The 19,300-nt window shown below is 33.5% G+C and carries 17 protein-coding genes, 2 tRNA genes, 2 riboswitches and 1 other annotated feature; of the genes, 4 read left to right on the top strand and 15 right to left on the bottom strand.

What is annotated here, in order from left to right; translation table 11 throughout:
• Positions 1–69: 69 nt before the first annotated feature.
• From CPG45_RS06765 to CPG45_RS06745, 5 genes are all read right to left on the bottom strand, one after another.
• Positions 70–1,554, bottom strand: a complete 1,485-nt coding sequence (locus CPG45_RS06765; RefSeq protein ID WP_096231205.1) for an ISLre2 family transposase — start codon at positions 1,552–1,554, stop codon at positions 70–72.
• 212 nt (positions 1,555–1,766) lie between these two features.
• On the bottom strand, positions 1,767–2,282 hold the full coding sequence (locus CPG45_RS06760; RefSeq protein WP_096231204.1) for a hypothetical protein: 516 nt from the start codon (positions 2,280–2,282) through the stop codon (positions 1,767–1,769).
• Positions 2,283–2,357: 75 nt separating this feature from the next.
• Positions 2,358–2,948, bottom strand: coding sequence for a hypothetical protein (locus CPG45_RS06755; RefSeq protein ID WP_096231203.1), 591 nt, complete (start codon positions 2,946–2,948; stop codon positions 2,358–2,360).
• Between the two features lie 87 nt (positions 2,949–3,035).
• Positions 3,036–5,777, bottom strand: coding sequence for a UPF0182 family membrane protein (locus CPG45_RS06750; protein ID WP_096231202.1), 2,742 nt, complete (start codon positions 5,775–5,777; stop codon positions 3,036–3,038).
• 76 nt (positions 5,778–5,853) lie between these two features.
• Complete coding sequence (locus CPG45_RS06745; protein WP_096231201.1) at positions 5,854–5,976, bottom strand: RCKP-type rubredoxin-like domain-containing protein; 123 nt, start codon at positions 5,974–5,976, stop codon at positions 5,854–5,856.
• 161 nt (positions 5,977–6,137) lie between these two features.
• On the opposite strand from CPG45_RS06745, the gene CPG45_RS06740 reads away from it, so the two are divergent.
• Both CPG45_RS06740 and CPG45_RS06735 read left to right on the top strand, forming a co-directional pair.
• A complete protein-coding gene (locus CPG45_RS06740; RefSeq protein WP_096231200.1) occupies positions 6,138–7,358 on the top strand; it encodes an LCP family protein in 1,221 nt (406 codons plus the stop codon).
• Positions 7,359–7,394: 36 nt separating this feature from the next.
• Positions 7,395–7,673, top strand: a complete 279-nt coding sequence (locus tag CPG45_RS06735) for a hypothetical protein (protein ID WP_096231199.1) — start codon at positions 7,395–7,397, stop codon at positions 7,671–7,673.
• Positions 7,674–7,828: 155 nt separating this feature from the next.
• Here CPG45_RS06735 and CPG45_RS06730 read toward each other — a convergent pair.
• The 4 genes from CPG45_RS06730 to lepB form a co-directional block, all read right to left on the bottom strand.
• Positions 7,829–7,922, bottom strand: a tRNA-Ser gene (locus CPG45_RS06730).
• An 82-nt stretch (positions 7,923–8,004) separates the two neighbouring features.
• A tRNA-Ser gene (locus CPG45_RS06725) sits at positions 8,005–8,093 on the bottom strand.
• A gap of 82 nt (positions 8,094–8,175) precedes the next feature.
• Positions 8,176–9,447, bottom strand: coding sequence for a serine--tRNA ligase (gene serS, locus CPG45_RS06720; protein WP_096231198.1), 1,272 nt, complete (start codon positions 9,445–9,447; stop codon positions 8,176–8,178).
• A gap of 39 nt (positions 9,448–9,486) precedes the next feature.
• Positions 9,487–9,672, bottom strand: a binding site (T-box leader).
• Positions 9,673–9,718: 46 nt separating this feature from the next.
• Positions 9,719–10,255, bottom strand: a complete 537-nt coding sequence (gene lepB, locus CPG45_RS06715; protein ID WP_096231197.1) for a signal peptidase I — start codon at positions 10,253–10,255, stop codon at positions 9,719–9,721.
• A gap of 153 nt (positions 10,256–10,408) precedes the next feature.
• Here lepB and CPG45_RS17005 point away from each other — a divergent pair, with 153 nt between their 5' ends.
• Both CPG45_RS17005 and ytvI read left to right on the top strand, forming a co-directional pair.
• Positions 10,409–10,576: a hypothetical protein gene (locus CPG45_RS17005; protein WP_172856499.1), complete on the top strand. Its 168-nt coding sequence runs from the start codon at positions 10,409–10,411 to the stop codon at positions 10,574–10,576.
• Between the two features lie 82 nt (positions 10,577–10,658).
• The gene (gene ytvI / locus CPG45_RS06710; RefSeq protein WP_096231196.1) at positions 10,659–11,723 is read left to right on the top strand and encodes a sporulation integral membrane protein YtvI; all 1,065 of its coding nucleotides are present in this window, start codon (positions 10,659–10,661) and stop codon (positions 11,721–11,723) included.
• A gap of 219 nt (positions 11,724–11,942) precedes the next feature.
• Here ytvI and ribH read toward each other — a convergent pair whose 3' ends face one another.
• The 6 genes from ribH to ilvD all read right to left on the bottom strand — a co-directional run bounded on the left by ribH (position 11,943) and on the right by ilvD (position 19,295).
• A complete protein-coding gene (ribH, locus tag CPG45_RS06705) occupies positions 11,943–12,419 on the bottom strand; it encodes a 6,7-dimethyl-8-ribityllumazine synthase (protein WP_096231195.1) in 477 nt (158 codons plus the stop codon).
• 89 nt (positions 12,420–12,508) lie between these two features.
• The gene (locus CPG45_RS06700; protein ID WP_096231194.1) at positions 12,509–13,699 is read right to left on the bottom strand and encodes a bifunctional 3,4-dihydroxy-2-butanone-4-phosphate synthase/GTP cyclohydrolase II; all 1,191 of its coding nucleotides are present in this window, start codon (positions 13,697–13,699) and stop codon (positions 12,509–12,511) included.
• Positions 13,700–13,830: 131 nt separating this feature from the next.
• A riboswitch (FMN riboswitch) is annotated at positions 13,831–13,943 on the bottom strand.
• Between the two features lie 56 nt (positions 13,944–13,999).
• Entirely contained in the window at positions 14,000–14,623 is a 624-nt protein-coding gene (locus CPG45_RS06695; protein WP_096231193.1) for a riboflavin synthase, read from the bottom strand.
• A gap of 3 nt (positions 14,624–14,626) precedes the next feature.
• Positions 14,627–15,715, bottom strand: coding sequence for a bifunctional diaminohydroxyphosphoribosylaminopyrimidine deaminase/5-amino-6-(5-phosphoribosylamino)uracil reductase RibD (gene ribD, locus CPG45_RS06690; protein ID WP_172856497.1), 1,089 nt, complete (start codon positions 15,713–15,715; stop codon positions 14,627–14,629).
• Positions 15,716–15,785: 70 nt separating this feature from the next.
• Positions 15,786–15,898, bottom strand: a riboswitch (FMN riboswitch).
• 37 nt (positions 15,899–15,935) lie between these two features.
• The gene (ilvB, locus tag CPG45_RS06685) at positions 15,936–17,591 is read right to left on the bottom strand and encodes a biosynthetic-type acetolactate synthase large subunit (protein WP_096231192.1); all 1,656 of its coding nucleotides are present in this window, start codon (positions 17,589–17,591) and stop codon (positions 15,936–15,938) included.
• Between the two features lie 36 nt (positions 17,592–17,627).
• Positions 17,628–19,295, bottom strand: coding sequence for a dihydroxy-acid dehydratase (ilvD, locus tag CPG45_RS06680; RefSeq protein ID WP_096231191.1), 1,668 nt, complete (start codon positions 19,293–19,295; stop codon positions 17,628–17,630).
• Positions 19,296–19,300 lie beyond the last annotated feature (5 nt).

Raw genomic sequence — 19,300 nt, 5'->3', positions numbered from 1 at the left:
TAATGTTTAATGTATTGTGAATTTTCGTGCAATTGTTTTTACTCCATTCTTATCTTCATATTGCGCCTTTTATATGACTTTTAATTCACTTAAACATTTGTATCTGAGTATTTCTCTTATTGCTTTTCGACTGTTTGTCATTGCACAACCTTCAAACGGCATACCGCCTCTTTGTATGCGATATGTTTTTGCTTTTTTCTGCTTTTTGTTTACATCCGCTGCTGATAGTTTTATTTCTTCTTTTATCTCTGTTAATTTTTCTTTTGATATTATAACATTGAAGTATGTTTCTACTACACTATAAAGTTTTCCACTTGTCTTTAAGGCTAATATCTTTGCTAAATTGTTTGCACCTTTTTCTGTCCAACTCATTTTTCCTGCATTCATTCTGCTTGCTAATGTGTCAAATATATTGTTTTCCATTGTTCCTAAATGTTTGTATTCTATTCCTTCTGGGGCTTCTGGTATTTTTATTTCTTCTCTCTTTTGGTATGGTTTTATCCCTTCTTTATTGGCTACTAAATAGTTATATAGTTTTTCTAATTTCTTCATTTGCTTTTCATCATCTTTTTGCTCTATCATTAATTTTGCTATGTATTCTAGGCTTTCTTCTGCTTTTCCTTCATCTAGCATTTTCATTAATTTGCGGGCATCTTTTTTGTTCTCTACATTCCTTATTACTGCTTGGCTTTTATGAAATGGATCTAATTGAAAATATACTCCTTCTTCTCCCAAGCTTTCTTTAATCCAACTTGCTCCATCCCCATTTATTATCTTTATTTCTATTTCGTCTATGTTGTATTCTTTTGCTATCGTTGCATCTACTAATTCTTTAAATTCTTTGCTGCTTGCAAATCCTGCACATGCTATTTTATTATGTGTTATATATTCATTACTTCCTGGGCTTCTTTTTACCCATCCGTCGTATGCTACTGCTAATTTTATTTCTTTCTTCCCTCTGCTTTTTTTGCCTTTTGGTCTATCTTTGCCTTGCATAGATAACCATAATCCATCCATTTCTTGAAATAATATTTTTGTTTCTTTTTCTCCTCTTAATTTGTTTTCTTTGAATAGTTTTATATCTTGTTTTTCTAATTCCGCTATTTTCTCTCCAATCTTTTGTATTATATTCCATGCAGTTGTATGGCTTATGCTTTGATTTGTTAATGATTCTATATTTTTCGCTGCTTCTCTATATGATATTTCTGTTACATTTTCTACAACTTTTTCAATAAGATTTGTTGATATATGCCCTATTGTATCCATTTTTAAATACTCATCTAAAAGATAAACATATTCCTTTTTACCTTCACTATTTATATGTCCATAAATTCTTTTATCAAATTCAACAGTGCCCATAATTGTCTTTACGTTTGTATGCTTTTTACCTTTACACCTATATTCTTTTTTGTCCCTTTTTTCTAGTAGCATATCATCTATTTTCATAAGGATTTGAGCCATTATTTTACAAGCTTCTTCGCAGACTAATTTGTAAATTTCTACTTCTAAATCCTTGAAATTTATTTCATTTTCGTTTAAATTTATTTCTAGCATGTAATCACCTCTATAACGCTTTTTTGTTTTTTCTATTTAAACATTATAGCGGATGATTCATGTGAATGGAAGGTATCTTTTGGATGCCTTCCTTTTTCTATTTTTTACCGCCTACTAAAATTATACACTAAGTTTCAATATCGAAATTGATTTCAATAAATAAAAGGGTTATAAGTATTGTAACCTATAACCCCTATTTTAAACTTCTTTTATTACTGCATTCCTGCCTGTCCAGGCGTTTGTTGATTTGCTTGCTGTTGATTCAAAAAGCCGGCCTGTGGCTGCTGTGCTTGCGCACCCATAGGCTGTTGTGCTTGCGTTCCTAATTGCGGTGTTAACTGCTGTAGCTGCTGATTCGATGAATCTAATATTTTGCTCATTTGAGCAAAAACTTGATTTGCTTGAATGCTTTGTTGTGCCTGCTGAAGCGCAGCCATGGCCTGTTGCAAAGCCTGCTGTACCTGCATATCTGTTTGCTGCTGCTGTTGCTGTGCTTGTGTTTTAACCTGATTTAATAATTGCTGAAATTGCTGAGGTGTAACATTTATACCCATGCTTTGCAGTTGTTGCTGAAACTGCTGTGCTTGCTGTTGCGCTTGTTGTTGAGCCTGTTGCTGTGCCTTTTGCTGTGCCTGTGTACTTGGCTTACCAAATCTTGCACTTAATTCCTCTGATACTTCGCTGTTGATCTTTTCTCCCATGTAATCCTCAAATTCTCTTCTATTCAATGTTAACCCTCCTTTAAAATATTTCCCCGCTATATAATATTCCCTTAATAAGTAGAATTACTAATGAAAATTTTTCTATTGTAATTGATTAAGATTATTTATTATGTCCTCGTATACTTTAATTCTCTCAATGCCATCTTTTGCAATACATACATTTTCAAAGGCTTTGTTCAAGCTATCAATAAGTTGTGGCGGCATATCATAAACATATTCAACTTTTTCAACAGGTAGTTGCCTATTTAATTCCATGTTCAGCAATATGTCCTTTTCAACGATTGATTTTAGTGAATTTAAATCATTTTTTAAATTCACTATTTTATAATTATTTTTTTTACAATCGTTATTAAGTTCTTTTATATTTTTTATCACCCCTAAAATATGTTCTATTTTATCGTCCTTATTAAATTTTAAATTTTCTTCTGCCTCTGTTTTTACTGCTTTTGATTTTCTAAAATAGCTAACTAAGTATTTCCTCTCTTCTCTATATTCTTTTATTTCATCGCCTTTTAAGTGTTTATCTATGTCTTGAAATAACTTATTAACATTTTCTTCAATCTCACCTAAGTTTATTTCTATTGAATTATTTATTTCATTAAATTTGTCATGAAAATGTTCAATATCCTTAATTATGCTATCTATTTTAATTGTAGTTTGCATTATTTCCATAGCAATCACCACCTGTTTTTATTATTTCCAATTTTGATTTAAAAATTTTCAAATTTCAATTAAAAAAAGAGGTCTTCTATGACCTCTTTATTTCAAACTATTATTTAAATCATTTAATATATTTTTAAGCTCATCCATATATTTACCGAAATCTGTCCAGTTTCCGTTTTTCGTAGCATTTATGGCATTATTATAAATATCATTTGCCTTCTTTATAAGCTCTTGCTGTGTCTGATTTAAATTCGTAGGTGCTTGTTGCGGCAATCCAGGCACGGTCTGAGGCTTTAAATTAAATAATTTATTTAAAGCATTTTGCAGTGTATCTTCCATCACTATTTTATCTCTGTATGCCAGTATAACCCGTTTAACTTCAGGTAGAGCATTATCATTTGATGACTGTATATAAAGGGGTTCGACATACAGCATTGCATCATCTATTGGTAATGTCAAGAGATTTCCCCTTATTACACTAGAACCCTTTTGATCCCACAGGCTTAATTCCTTTGAAATTGTGGGATCCTGGTCTATCATGTTTTCTACCTGCATAGGTCCATAAATTATACTGCTCTTTGGGAATTTGTACACAACAAGCTTTCCATAATTGTCGCCGTCCATCCTTGCAGCTAACCACGCCACCATGTTGTCCTTTGTAGCTGGTGTATATGGAACCATTAAGATATACTCTGCTTTACTTCCATCAGGTAGCTTCATTATTACATATTGTGACTCCTGCGGCTGTACTTTACCAGAGAATTTCTCCTTTGCAATATCCCATGAATCCTCTTTATTGTAAAACACTTGTGGATCACTCATGTGATAATTTTTATACACATTTGATTGTATATCAAATAGATACTGTGGGTATCTTATATGGGCTTTTAAGCCTTCCGGCATTTTGTCGATGCCCTTAAAAAGTCCGGGGAATATCCCATCATATACCCTTATTACCGGATCATTTTTATCTGATATATAGTAGTTTACATCACCTGTATATGCATCAACAACCACCTTAACAGAATTTCTTATATAGTTTATTCCTGTTTGTGCATATGGCTCTGAATATGGATAATTACCAGAATATGTATATGCATCGATAATCCAGTAGAGTTTTCCATTGTCTACAACGATATAGGGATCATCATCATATATAAGGAAGGGTGCAATCTTTTCAACTCTGTCTTTAATATTCCTGTATATCAGCATCTTGCTATCTGATGTAATATCAGTCGACAAAAGTATTTTAAAATCCCCCGTATAAGCTGTAAAAAAAATCTTATTTAAAAATGTCATAGGTATACCGGATTTACCCTTATAAAATGTCTCTTTATTTGTATCGCCTGATGGGTAATCGAACTCCCCTGTCTTTGTATTGACTATTGCATAGCTGTTCGTAAGTTCACCAAAATAAATTTCAGGCCTTATTATTTTTATATTCGTATCCGTTGTAGGAGGGATATTTTTAACAAGCAAATCAGGTTGGCCAGTCGCCGTAACATCATTAACCGTAGATATAACGACACCATATCCATGTGTATATTTGAGGTGCATATTTATCCAATTTTTTGCCTGACTGTTTAAATTATCAAGGTTCATCTCCCTCGCAGAAATAAAAACCTGCTTGTAATTTCCGTCTATCGTGTATCTATCAATATCTATGTCATTAAATTTGTAGTAAAGCCTTATACCTTGAAGCTGATTATATATTTGATTAACAGGTCTATAATCATTAATTCTTATATTATTTACAGTATCCTTATTTTCGTTGAGAACCTGTTTATCAATATCTTTTTTGAGGTAATAGTTCTTTTCAGCTACATTAATAAGGCCAAATGCTCTCTTCGTGTATTCTATATTGTACTTTAAATATGTTTTCTCTTTATCAAGTTCATTTGGCGCAACAACGAAGCTCTGAACAACAGCTTGTGATATTGTCGATAAAATTAATATTGCGATAATTATTATGGGTGACGCAACTATATATTTAAGTTTTTGTTTAAATGCACCTAACATGAATAGAACGCCTGATAAGATAGATGCAAAAATTAATATCCTGTAAAATATAAGTGTAACATGTACATCTGTAAAACTTGCTCCAAATGCAACACCTCGTCTTGAATAAAGGATTCCATATGACTTTAAATAAAATCCAAGTGCAAGCACGATAAAAAAAACAAATCCTAATATTGCTATTTGCCTAAAAGCAATCATGAGAATGTCTTTATTGTATATAGCTTTAAAAAGATTACCGCCTCTATCGGATATCTCGTAAAACCGTGTTTTATCCGAAAGATACATGAGGCCATATACTATAATCGTAGCAACTATCAGTATTGGTATTATTACTATAAGCAATTCATAAATATCAAATAAAAAAGGCAGTCTGAACATGTAAAGACTTATATCTTCATTAAATATAGGATCTCTTACACCAAAATTTGCTGAATTAACATAAAACAGATAATCATTCCACCAATTTGAAGAAATAAATAGTGAAATAACGAAGCTTACTATAAAAGATACAGCAATTACAATGTTTCTAAATCGCCTATAGCCTTTTTTAACGACTATATCCTGCGCGAATTTTGCATAATCTTTAACCATTCTATTTAGATAGAAGTAAGATAATATAAATAAAATGATAAACGATGGTATCCCAATCATAATTTGTGTTAAAAACTTCTTAAAGAATACATTTAAATAGTTCATACTTAGAAACCATTGTATATCAACAATTAGGTTAGCAAAGCTTATAAGTACACCAATTATTATAAATATCGCAATTACAGATGTAATCACTACAATATTTCTTTTTTTCAAAATTATCACCATCCGATAAATATATTTCAAATAATATTATAATATATTTATAATATATATGACAACAAAATAAAGGGGATAAGCCCCTTTATTTCTTCTCGGCATCTTTTTTAGTAAAAGATTCTTTAGGCGCACCGCACTCAGGACATTTGCCTGGTTTGCAGCGGCTTTCTTTTTCATATCCGCATTTAGAGCATACCCACACTGCCATTTTATCACTCTCCTAATTGTTTTCTTTTGATAATTCTTCTTAATTATATTATATTCTAATACATATTTAATAATTTATAACATTTAATTTATTGATTATAACATAGCTATCATGTATATTAATAATAAACAGATAAATATCATGATTGGATGTGGGGTTAAATGAATAAGACATTAAAAATTTTTATTTTTATAATTCTTGGCGTTGTAATTTCTATAGGTACAGGTACTCTTATGTTTTATAAAAATATGAATGTTTCAAATGACACAAAAAACATCAGTGAGAATAAAAATACACCGACAGAAAAGGAAGAAAATATAGATAAGAAAAACATTTTATTTGTCGGTGATGCAGATGGTCTATCAGATACTATATTTGTTGCAAGCTTTGATTCAAATAAAAAAGAAGTTAAAATGTTATCGATTCCACGCGATACTTATTATCCCAGGCCTGGTTACAATAATCCAGGAGAGAAAAAAATCAATGCCGCATACTCTGAGCAAAAAATTGATGGTTTAAAAAAATCTGTAGAGGATTTATTAGGAATAAGGATTGATAATTACGTAATTTTAAGCTATAAAGGTTTTAAGGATATAATTGATACGATTGGTGGCGTAGAGATAAATGTACCATTCAACATGAAATATGACGATACCGTTGCTAAGCCTCCTCTCCATATAAATTTAAAAAAGGGATTACAAGTATTAGATGGAGAAAAAGCATTACAATATGTGCGCTACAGACACGGTTATACAGAAGGCGATATAGGACGAATAAACGCTCAGCAGGAATTTATAAAAGCCTTTATAAAAAAGGTAACAACACCATCTATACTTCCAAGGATTCCTTCTCTTGCAGTAACACTTAGCAGAAATTTAAAGACTGATTTATCCTTATCAGATATTACTAAATATGCTATCGCTTTTGCAAAAAATAAGCCTGAAAAAATAGATACTGCAATTATACCTGGTGAAGGTCGTTATCAAGATAATGTTAGCTATTATTACGTCGATTCCAAAAAAGCTATGGAAATTGCATCAAGTATGTTTGGAGAATATACAAATGGTGAAGCATCACAGACTGTATCACAAATGACATATTCAATATCAAATAACGCAATTAAAGTCGAAGTATTAAACGGGACAAAAATATCAGGCCTTGCTACAAAGTATGCTGATGAATTAAAGAAGTTAGGATTTAACGTTATAAAAATAGGCAATATAAGTGGCATTGATTATACTGATTCAAGAGTTTATATAAGAAATGATGCAGAAAAAGCTAATAAAGTAGCAAAAGCATTGTCTATAAATTATGTCGAAAATGATAAAAATAATAATTCAAATATAGATGTTACAGTTGTAATAGGTGAGGATAAAAAATAAATTTGTTTGGGAAAATACCTATTGAGGTGATATAAAATGCTAAACGCCATAAGAGAAACCCGTTCTGTCAAAGATGGGCTTCACAGTATAACACTTGAACTGCCTGATAAAGAATATACATTTGAAGATTTTAACGAAGATAATGCAAAGAAAATACTTGAGATGTATTTAAGCTACCATCAAGATGATGGCAGACCATCGGATGTAAAGATACATCATAATAATAGCTCACATATGGTAAATATAACAGCACATCTTCATTATCTTGGTAATTCAAAAACAGAACAGAGGACATATCCATCTGATGTTTTTTAAGGCGGAAAACCGCCTTTTTTATGTTAAAAGAATTAATTCTAAATTATATTAATTCATAGATTATAATGAAAATATATTTAAATGTTGATCGTTTTCTTTAATTGTTCAAAAACACGTTTGTATTCAGTACAATTTCTTATAAAAAATATTATGTATGGCGGAGAAGGAGGGACTTGAACCCTCGCGCCGGGTTATCCCCGACCTACAGTCTTAGCAGGACCGCCCCTTCACCAACTTGGGTACTTCTCCATGTCAGCTCAAAACTATAATATGCTTCTAATTACTGCGTCAGTAATCATATCTATGTTGCCCACATATCATATAAATTTAATGGCGGAGAGGGTGGGATTCGAACCCACGGCTCCGTGAAGAGACACTGGTTTTCAAGACCAGCTCCTTAAACCCCTCGGACACCTCTCCAAGCCGGAACGATATAAAGTATATCATATACCGGCACAGTTGTCAATAATTCTATATGATAATTTACTTCTATTTTAACCTCTTATTTCCTCAATACATCGCATTTCATATACGGTCTTAATGCTTCTGGAATGATCACAGAACCGTCTTCCTGCTGATAATTTTCTAAAATCGCTGCAAATGTTCTTCCTACTGCAACACCAGACCCATTCAATGTATGAACATATTGGGCTTTTCCACCGCCAACAGGTCTATACTTGATATTTGCCCTTCTCGCCTGGAAATCTTCACAGTTGCTACACGATGATATCTCAACATATCTTCCGTAGCTTGGCATCCATACCTCAAGGTCATATTTCTTTGTTGCTGTAAATCCAAGGTCTCCTGTGCATATTGATACTACTCTATATGGTATCCCAAGTGTTTTTAAAACATCCTCAGCATCATTTACCATTTTTTCAAGCTCATCATAGGATTTGTCAGGCTCGGTAAATTTCACAAGCTCAACTTTATTAAACTGATGCTGTCTTATGAGTCCCCTTGTATCTCTACCGGCAGATCCTGCTTCTTGCCTGAAACATGCACTGTATGCACAATGGTAAATCGGAAGTTTTCCGCCATCTATTATAGTTTCTCGATACATATTTGTAACAGGAACCTCGGCAGTAGGAATTAGAAAATAATCTGTTCCAGCAACTTTAAATGCATCTTCTTCGAATTTTGGAAGCTGCCCTGTACCATACATGCTCTTTCTGTGAACCATGAATGGTGGAAAAACTTCTGTATATCCATGTTTTTCGGTGTGAAGGTCTATCATAAAGCTAATCAATGACCTCTCAAGTCTTGAACCTAAACCTTTATAAAATGTAAATCTTGAACCCGTAACCTTTGACGCAGTCTCAAAATCTAAAATACCAAGGTCAACACCCAAATCCCAATGAGGTTTTATCTCAAAATCAAATTTTCTAACATCACCCCACCTTCTCACTTCGACATTATCTGCATCACTATCACCTATTGGCACACTCTCGTGAGGGATATTTGGTATTGTCCAAAGTAATTCATCAAGCTTTTCGTCATATGTTTTGACATCGCTTTCCATGCTTTTGATTCTATCAGATATCTCTTTCATTTCTTTTATTAAATCATCTGCATCTTTTCCTTCTCTTTTTAACTTTGCTATGTTTTCCGATTCTTTGTTTCTCGTATTTTTGAGTGATTCTAATTCTTTTAAAAGCTCTCTTCTTTTTTCGTCTACCTCAAGAAATTCATCGATATTTGAATTTTCTTTTTTTAATTCTATAGCTCTTTTTACTTCTTCTGGATTATTTCTAATCCTTTTGATATCAAGCATAATAACACCTCCAAGAAAAAATTAATCCCATCCCTAAATAGTAGGGACGGGAATTCCGTGTTGCCACCCTGATTCGGCTTTACGCCCTCATCACTGATTTAACGGTCGCCCGTTGGTTATTAACCATAGCTCCAGGCCGGATTCATATGTATTTTATACCGGTTCACACCTGCCACCGGCTCTCTTCTAATATAATACATACTATTTGCCCTTCACAGCTTCATTTTTACTTATTTTGTATTATACTACACAAAACGTATAATTTCAATAATTATTTTCCTGCCATAGAACCTATATTATTTATTGGCCATATTCTAAATACTATTTTGCCAAGAATTGCGTCTTTTGATACATATCTGTGCTGCCAAAATCTCGAATCAAGTGATTGATTTCTATTGTCCCCCATCATAAAATAATGATTTGGTGGAACTTTATATGGGCCAAATACACCATTTTTATCCATGGGTTCTTTAAGATAAGGTTCCTTTATTGCAACACCATTTCTATATAGGATGCCATTCTTTATTTCAATTGTATCCCCGCCAATACCTATTACTCTTTTTACAAAATTTACTGATGGATCATCAGGATACCTAAAAACGACTATATCTCCTCTTTTAATTGGCTCAAATCTGTATATAAATTTGTTCTCTATAAATTTATCATTTAACTGTATCGTATTTAGCATCGAACCAGTCGGTACATCTACAAGTTCGAAAATATAAGTCCTAATAAACAAAGCTATAATGAATGCAAGGCCAATCGTTATAATCCAGCTTATTAATTCCTTTCGAGCATTACTTTTCATTGTTCAATCCCCTTATCGAAATATACAAAAATATTATATCACATTGAAGTACCAAATACTAATTCAAAAATTAAAAACCAATAAATATTAATATGTATATTCTAATAAAATATGTCAATAATTAAAATATCTAATAGTTAAGGGGGGTATTGCATGAACGAAATTAAATATATTTTAGAACTTGCCAATATAAAAGATACAGAGTATAAAAACACACTTGCAATTACATCTCTAATTGAGCTTCTAATTGAAAAGGGTGTTATATCACAGTCCGAAATAGCAAAAAAATCATACGAAATAAAAATAAAAACCGCCCAATAAAATCCGGAAATACCGGATTTTATTTATTAATAGTAGACATAAGCTTTTTGTCATATTATAATTATTGTAAGGAGGGATCGAGGTGAAAGAATTTATCTCAAAATATGGCAGTAATTTAAAGGACATGTTAACTATTTTGGTTGTAGTAATTGCTTTTTACCTGTTGGCATTTAAATTAATTCCTTTTTTGATGCCCTTCGCAATTGCATTATTTTTAGCTATTCTTATTGATCCAGCCGTCGAATTTTTTGAAAAGAAATTAAGAATACCGCGAGGAATTTCTTCTATCTTACTGATATTTATGTTGATTGCAATAATAGGCCTTTTAATTACACTTTTGATAACACAACTGATTTTTGAGCTCAATACGCTTGCAGAATACGCACCAAAGTATACAAAAAATTTCGATTTGATTATACCTGATACGATAGATAGGATCAGAAGATATTACATTACATTGCCACCAAACATTACAACATTTTTTGAGAATAACCTTCAGTCAATTCTGAATAATATATCTATCATTGCAAAAAACATAGCTTCATGGCTTTTAAGTTTAGCTGCAAAGTTACCAAATTTATTCTTTATGACGCTTATAACAATTGTTTCAACATACTTCTTAAGCAAGGATAAATGGATGATAATCAATTTTTTTAAAAGACAATTCCCATCCGTCTGGACTAAACACGCAAATTACATAAAAATCGAACTATTTCAAACACTTATTGGTTTTTTAAGGGCTGAAATAATCATAATGTTTATAACATTTATGGAAGTTTCAATAGGCCTGACTATCATTGGATTTGATTATGCATTTTTATTAGGCTTGATAGTTAGTTTCGTCGATATACTACCTGTTTTGGGTTCTGGTTCAGTTCTAGTGCCATGGGCTTTATATAACATACTTACTAAAAACTATATGATAGGAATATATTTATTAATACTCTTAGGTTTCGTAACAGTTGTAAGGCAAATCATAGAGCCAAAAATTGTAGGAAAAAGCATAGGTCTCCACCCACTTGTAACGCTTCTCTCTATGTTTATTGGTGCAAAGCTTTTTGGCGGTTTAGGCCTTATAATGGGGCCCGTGTTCGTGGTTTTATTTAAAACACTTCAAAAAGCCGGAATCGTGCCATCTTGGAAATAAAAATAATTTAAAATGAAAAACCTCCTAATAGGAGGTTTAAATTTGTTTGCTTTCATCATCATATTCATTATTTACATTTTTTGTTAATTTTAGCATCTGGCCAGCATTAAATATGTGTGGCCCAAAATTTGATTACTCCCTACAACTGTAACATACTTTTTATCCATTTTTATAAAACCTACATCTGATATTCTGTAAATATCATATCAAATAGAAAGTTCATAGTACGGTAGTATTATATTCTTTTAATAAATTTGCCATCTCTATCGCCGAAACTGCAGCATCAAAACCTTTATTACCAGCTTTTGTACCAGACCTTACAATCGCCTGTTCAATCGTATCTGTCGTAAGTACGCCAAATATAACAGGTGTATCAAAATCAATCGAAACTTTTGCAATTCCCTTTGATACTTCATTTGCAACATAATCAAAATGTGGCGTATCTCCTCTTATTACTGCACCAAGTGAAATAATGGCGTCATATTTTTTTTTCATTACCATTTTTTTCGCTATAAGAGGCAATTCAAATGCACCGGGAGTCCAGGCGATTTCTATATCGTCATCTTTTACACCATGCCTCTTAAGTGCATCTAGAGCACCGTCTAAAAGCTTATTTGTTATGAATTCATTGAACCTGCTTATAACTATTCCTATTTTTAAACCTTCACCAATGAGTTTGCCTTCATATATTTTCAAGTTAATCTCTCCTCACAAATAATTTATATATAAAATTATCATAGTCTCCATTTACAAAATCAGAAAGAAAACTGTCCCATGTCCGGATTTCATACAGCGTGAAGGATGTGGCCCATCCTTTCCTTTTTTGTTTCAAGGTATTTTTCATTATGATCATTTGGACATATCTCTATAGGGACCCTTTCTACTATTTCAAGTCCATAACCTGATATACCGGCTAATTTTTTAGGATTATTAGTCATTATTCTAAGCTTTTTTAAGCCCAAATCTTTTAAGATCTGTGCTCCTATACCGTATTCTCTCATATCCGCCGGAAATCCAAGCTTTAGATTTGCATCTACAGTATCAAGACCACCGTCTTGAAGGTGATATGCTTTTATCTTGTTTATAAGGCCAATTCCTCTACCCTCCTGTCTTAGGTATAGGAGAACGCCACCTTCCTGTCCAATCTTTGTTAGTGCGGCATGTAGCTGGTCACCACAATCACATCTTAAAGATCCCATTATTTCGCCTGTTAAGCATTCTGAATGTACTCTCACAAGTGTAGGTTCTTCAGTTAACTCTCCTTTTATAAGTGCCACATGTTCTTTCCCCGTTAGAATTTCTTCATATCCTATTATTTTGAAATCCCCATATTTTGTAGGTAACTGTGCTTCAGCTACTCTTTTTACAAGTGTTTCGTTTTTCCTTCTGTATTCTATTAAGTCCGCAATAGATACTATTTTAAGATTAAATTTCTTAGAAAACTCTAAAAGGTCAGGAAGCCTCGCCATTGTACCATCATCTTTTATTATCTCACATATTACACCGGCACTTTTAAGGCCAGCAAGCTTTGCAAGGTCAAAGGCAGCTTCTGTATGTCCTGCTCTTTTTAATACACCGCCATCTTTTGCTCTTAATGGAAATACATGTCCAGGCTTTGTAAAATCCTCCGGTTTAGCATTATCATCAATAAGCATTTTTATGGTTAATGCTCTCTCATATGCGGAAATCCCTGTTTTACAATCCTTATAATCCACAGATACAGTAAAAGCAGTTTCTTTATGATCAGTATTATTTTCAACCATCTGGTAAATTCCAAGCTCATTAAGTCTCTTTTCCGTCATTGGAGCACATACAAGACCACGGCCGTACTTTATCATAAAATTAATGTGCTCTCCTGTAACCTTTTCTGCAGCCATGACTAAGTCGCCCTCATTTTCCCTGTTTTCATCATCAACAACAATAACCATTTTACCATCTTTAATATCATTTACAACATCTTCAATCACATCAAGCAAATTTATCAGCTCCTTCTAATTCTATAAAAGAATATACCTTCAAAAATATAATAAAGCCCTGAAGTATTTATACCTCAGGGCTTTGAAACATTAAATTCTATATTATAATAAATTAAATCCTATGTTTTCATTAACTCCTTCTTTCATCCAGACTGTACTGTCGGCTCTGGAATTTAACCAGATCAGCCATAGGCTCGCGGGCTATACCGCCGGTATGGAATTACACCAATCCCTGAAGGCATACTCTATTAAGTTATCTTAATTAATTATATAATATTTTAAAAATAAATACAATAAAAATTACACAAATCCATTATCTTTAAGCAAATCTTCAATACTCCTTTTTGGAATAATTTTTTCTATATATTTTGCTAATATATCCACTTCTATATTGACACTGTCTCCTACGCCTTTATGTTTAAGTGTTGTATAAGACTCTGTATGAGGTATTATTGATACTGTAAAATAATTCATAGATGCTTCAACAACAGTCAAGCTAATACCATCAACAGCTATGCTTCCTTTACTTACCACATACTTTGAGTATCTTTCATCAATGCTTATTTTAAATATATGTGCATTCATGTCCAAAATTTTATTGATTATAGTACCTGTTGTATCTATATGACCTGTTACAATATGACCTCCAAGCCTCCCTGTTAGACTTAACGCTCTTTCAAGGTTAACAATACTTCCATTTTTTAAGCTTCCTAAATTGCTTGACTTTAATGTTTCCGGCATTACATCCGCAGTAATTAAGTTTTTATCTATATTTGTAACTGTAAGACATACTCCATTTACAGCTATGCTATCTCCAACTTTTGTACCATCTATGACTTTTTCACATTCTATTATTAATTTAGTGAAATCACCATGTTGTAATCTTTTGACTTTGCCAACCTCTTCTATTATTCCTGTAAACATAATTCACACCCACTTTTCAATATATCCGGTTATAAGTATGTCATCATCAAACTTTGTTATCTCTATATCATTAAGCTTTATCGCATCCTTTATATAATCAATTCCATTTCCTTCTACGGGTGTTAACGCATTACTACCACCTATAATCTTTGGTGCTATATAAAACATGACTTTGTCGACTATTCCTTCTTTTAAAGCCGAGTAATTTAATGTTCCTCCTCCTTCGATAAGTACACTGTCTATGCCCATAGTTCCAAGTACTTTTATTAATTCTTTTAAATTCACTTTTCCATCTATGCTATCGACAATTATAATGTCGATAGCCAAATTCCTTAATTTATTTATTTTATCCACAGGCATTTTTTTAGTTGTTGCAATTATAGTCTTTGCCGATCTATCGCATAAAACATTTGAATCCAATGGAATTCTTCCTTGGCTATCGATTATAATCCTTGTAGGACTTTTTAACCCTCTTATTCTCGCGGTAAGGTATGGATTATCTTTGATTACCGTATTAACACCGACCATTATTGCCATGACACGTCCTCTTAACATATGGACATGCTCTCTTGATTTTTCGTTTGTTATCCATTTAGAATCACCAATAGTTGTTGCAATCTTGCCATCAACAGTCATTGCAGATTTTAAAATCACATAAGGAATTTTAGTTGTGATATACTTTATAAAGATTTCATTTAATTTTTGCGCTTCGTTTTTTAAAATTCCTGTATATACATTTAAGCCTGCCTCTTTAAGATACTTTATCCCTTTCCCAGAAACAAAGCTATTAGGATCCTCCATAGCTATATAGACATCTTGAATCCCTGATTTTATAATTGCATCGACACACGGTGGCGTTTTCCCATGATGACAACAAGGCTCTAATGTTACATATAATTGAGCACCTTTAACATCTTCTTTTGCATTTTTTATTGCATTTATTTCTGCATGTGGCCCGCCAAAATACTCATGATAACCCTCACCGATTATTCTACTGTCTTTTACGATTACCGCTCCAACAAGTGGATTAGGATTTGTATATCCCCATCCTAATTTAGCAAGCTCAAGAGCTCTTTTCATGTATTGTTCCAAAATTAACACCCCATAAAAATTAAGCCCTGAAATCATAGCTTCAGGGCTTTTCTTAAAATTAAATGCGTATAACTACCTTCTCTCATCCAGACTATACTGTCGGCTCTGGAATTTGACCAGATCAGCCATAGGCTCGCGGGCTTTACCGCCGGTATGGAATTGCACCAATCCCTGAAGGTTATTCGATTTTATATATTATATCATAAACTAAATTTAAATACTACCCTATCGTATCTTCAACTGTACCACCAGCTGGAATAAACGGCAGCACCATCTCATCTTTGTCTATCATACATTCTAAAACATATGGTCTATTATATGTTATAGCTTCTGCAAAAGCACCTTCAAACTCTTCTTTTGTAGAAATTCTTTTTGCGGCTACTCCTAATGCTTCAGCTACTTTTGAAAAATCAAGATTTGGATTCAAATCTGTCTCTGAATATCTTTTATTAAAAAGGAGTTTTTGCCATTGTCTTACCATTCCTAGTGTCTGATTATTAAGAATAATTGTAATCACTGGTATATTGTATATAGCCGCAGTCTCAAAAGCGTGAATATTCATTCTGATGCTGCCATCGCCAGCAATATTGACAACGCGCTTCTTAGGATTTCCTACTTGTGCACCTATTGCAGCCGGAAGTCCAAATCCCATCGTGCCAAGTCCGCCCGATGTCACAAATGTCCTTGGCTCTTTAAATTTGAAATATTGTGCTGTCCACATCTGATTCTGACCAACTTCTGTCGCCATTATAAGATTATCTTTTCCGATTTCTTGTATCTTCTCAATAATCCATTGAGGCTTTAATTTACCGTCATCCTTATATCTAAATACATTTTTTTCTTTTATAGTCAAAAGTTCTTGCATCCATTCATTATGGTTTATATTTTCGATCCTATCATTAATAAGTACTAATACTTCTTTTGTATCACCAACAAGTGGAACATCAACATCGATGTTTTTTCCTATCTCAGCTGGATCTATATCAATATGAATAACTTTTGCATCAGGTGCTAAACCTCCTGCTTTTCCAGCAACTCTATCACTGAATCTCGAACCTATTGCTATAATAAGGTCTGATTTATAAACCGCCATATTTGCATAACGGCTTCCATGCATCCCTATAAGTCCAAGTGAAAGTTCGTCATCTTCAGGAAAACATCCGAGTCCCATAAGGGAACTGGCAACCGGAATCATAGCTTTTTTAGCAAAATCATAAAGGCTTTTTGATGCCTCACTCCATATTACACCGCCACCCGCAAATATTACAGGCCTTTTGCTCAATTTAATTAGTTCAATCGCTTTATTTAAATCCTCTTCATTAACACTATGCTTTTTTTCCTCTACATAAAAATCTTTTCGCTTGATATAATTGATATTTGCTGTCTGGATATCCTTTGGTATATCAACTAAAACAGGTCCTGGCCTTCCTTCTTGTGCAATGTAAAATGCTTCTCTTAATGTGTCAGCTAATTTATCTGGAGATTTTACTATAAAATTATGCTTTGTCACAGGCATCGTAATACCGGCAATGTCAACTTCCTGGAAGGAATCCTTCCCTATTAGATTTGTTGCAACCTGACCTGTTATTGCAACAATAGGAATTGAATCCATATAAGCATTTGCAATACCAGTGACTAAGTTTGTTGCTCCAGGTCCTGATGTAGCTATACACACACCGACTCTTCCCGTTACTCTTGCATATCCATCTGCCATGTGTGCAGCCATTTGCTCATGTGTAGCAAGGATATGATTTAAGTCTGAATCATATAATGCATCGTAAAGTGGAATAACTGAGCCACCGGGAATACCGAACAGTGTATCGACACCTTGCTCTTTTAATACTTCAATGATAACCTGTGCACCTTTTAAAATCATCAACATGCCTCCTTTCCAATGTAACAGTAAATAAATCTATTTAACTTCCGCAAAAACTGCACCTGTACTTGCCGACGTGACTTCATTGGCATATCTCGCCATATAACCTGTTTTTATCTTTGGCTCCGGTTTTTTGAAATTTTTCAACCTTTCTTTAAGTTCATCGTCACTTATTCTTAAATTTAGCTTTCTTCCAGGTATATCAATGTCTATGATGTCCCCATCTTTTATAAGGGCTATTTCTCCACCTTCCATAGCTTCCGGTGATACATGACCAATGCAGGCACCTCTTGTCGCACCGGAGAATCTTCCGTCTGTTATTAATGCTACATCTTTATCAAGGCCCATGCCAGCAAGTGCCGATGTAGGGCTTAGCATCTCTCTCATCCCAGGACCGCCTTTTGGCCCTTCATATCTTATAACGACGACATCGCCTTTTTCTATTTTTCCCTCATATATCGCTTTAATCGCCTCATCCTCAGAGTCAAAAACTCTTGCAGGACCAGAATGTTGGAGCATCTCGTTTGATACTGCTGATGCTTTTACAACAGAGCCATCTTTAGCGATATTACCATATAATATTGCAAGACCACCCGTTTTGCTATAAGGATTTTCAATGGAATGTATAACATCATAGTTTTTAATAACGGCATTTTTTATATTTTCGCCGAGAGTTTTTCCAGTAACTGTTATGCACTCTGTATTTAGGATACTTAATTTTGACAATTCATTTAACAGAGCTGATATACCACCAGCATGGTACAGGTCTTCAATATGATATTTACCAGCCGGACTCAATTTGCAAAGATTCGGAACTTTTGAACTAATAACATTTATCTCTTCCAACGGAATCTCAACACCTGCTTCATGTGCTATCGCTTTTAAGTGCAAAACCGTATTTGTAGAACCTCCAAGTGCCATATCTGCACAAAATGCATTTATAAAAGCATCTTTTGTCAATATATCTTTCGGCTTAATATCTTTTTTTAAAAGATCCATGACCTTGATACCGGCATATTTTGCAAGCCTAATTCTCTCAGAATATACCGCAGGTATTGTTCCATTTCCAGGTAAACCAAGCCCTAAGACTTCTGAAAGGCAATTCATTGTATTTGCAGTATACATTCCGGAACATGAGCCACATGTTGGACATGCCGCCATCTCCATGTCGTGCAATTCCTCTTCGGTTATTTTCCCAGCTTTTAAGGAACCAACTGCTTCAAACATTGAACTTAAATCATATGGATTTCCTTTGTATGTACCAGCAAGCATTGACCCCCCGCTAATAATTATTGATGGTATATTAAGCCTTGCAGCAGCCATAAGCATACCAGGAACAATTTTATCGCAGTTTGGTATGAGAACGAGGCCATCAAAACCGTGTGCCATTGCCATTGTTTCTACGCTGTCTGCTATTAACTCTCTTGATGCAAGTGAATACTTCATTCCCTTATGATTCATAGCAATACCGTCACAAACACCAATTGTAGAAAACTCTACAGGTGTACCACCAGCCATTCTTACACCCGCCTTTACGGCTTCTGCTATTTTGTCAAGATTCATATGGCCTGGAATGATTTCGCTTTTTGAGTTGGCAATACCGATAATAGGCCTTTCTATTTCTTCATCTGTAAAACCGAGTGCATATAATAATGACCTATGTGGTGCTTTTTCAGGTCCCTTTTTAATGTTATCACTTAGCATATAAA

This window comes from Thermoanaerobacterium sp. RBIITD, assembly GCF_900205865.1.
GTDB lineage: Bacteria > Bacillota > Thermoanaerobacteria > Thermoanaerobacterales > Thermoanaerobacteraceae > Thermoanaerobacterium.
The sequence above is the reverse complement of the archived record's forward strand: the minus strand, read 5'-3'. Positions and strand labels throughout refer to the sequence as shown.

Coding starts and splice junctions, on each gene's coding strand:
- CPG45_RS06735 (WP_096231199.1), top strand. CDS start 7,395: ATGCTAAACGCCATAAGAGAAACCCGTTCTGTCAAAGATGGGCTTCAC.
- CPG45_RS17005 (WP_172856499.1), top strand. CDS start 10,409: ATGAACGAAATTAAATATATTTTAGAACTTGCCAATATAAAAGATACA.
- serS (WP_096231198.1), bottom strand. CDS start 9,447: ATGCTTGATATCAAAAGGATTAGAAATAATCCAGAAGAAGTAAAAAGA.
- CPG45_RS06695 (WP_096231193.1), bottom strand. CDS start 14,623: ATGTTTACAGGAATAATAGAAGAGGTTGGCAAAGTCAAAAGATTACAA.
- CPG45_RS06755 (WP_096231203.1), bottom strand. CDS start 2,948: ATGGAAATAATGCAAACTACAATTAAAATAGATAGCATAATTAAGGAT.
- ilvB (WP_096231192.1), bottom strand. CDS start 17,591: ATGATTTTAAAAGGTGCACAGGTTATCATTGAAGTATTAAAAGAGCAA.
- lepB (WP_096231197.1), bottom strand. CDS start 10,255: ATGAAAAGTAATGCTCGAAAGGAATTAATAAGCTGGATTATAACGATT.
- CPG45_RS06740 (WP_096231200.1), top strand. CDS start 6,138: ATGAATAAGACATTAAAAATTTTTATTTTTATAATTCTTGGCGTTGTA.
- CPG45_RS06745 (WP_096231201.1), bottom strand. CDS start 5,976: ATGGCAGTGTGGGTATGCTCTAAATGCGGATATGAAAAAGAAAGCCGC.
- CPG45_RS06765 (WP_096231205.1), bottom strand. CDS start 1,554: ATGCTAGAAATAAATTTAAACGAAAATGAAATAAATTTCAAGGATTTA.
- CPG45_RS06750 (WP_096231202.1), bottom strand. CDS start 5,777: ATGGTGATAATTTTGAAAAAAAGAAATATTGTAGTGATTACATCTGTA.
- ilvD (WP_096231191.1), bottom strand. CDS start 19,295: ATGCTAAGTGATAACATTAAAAAGGGACCTGAAAAAGCACCACATAGG.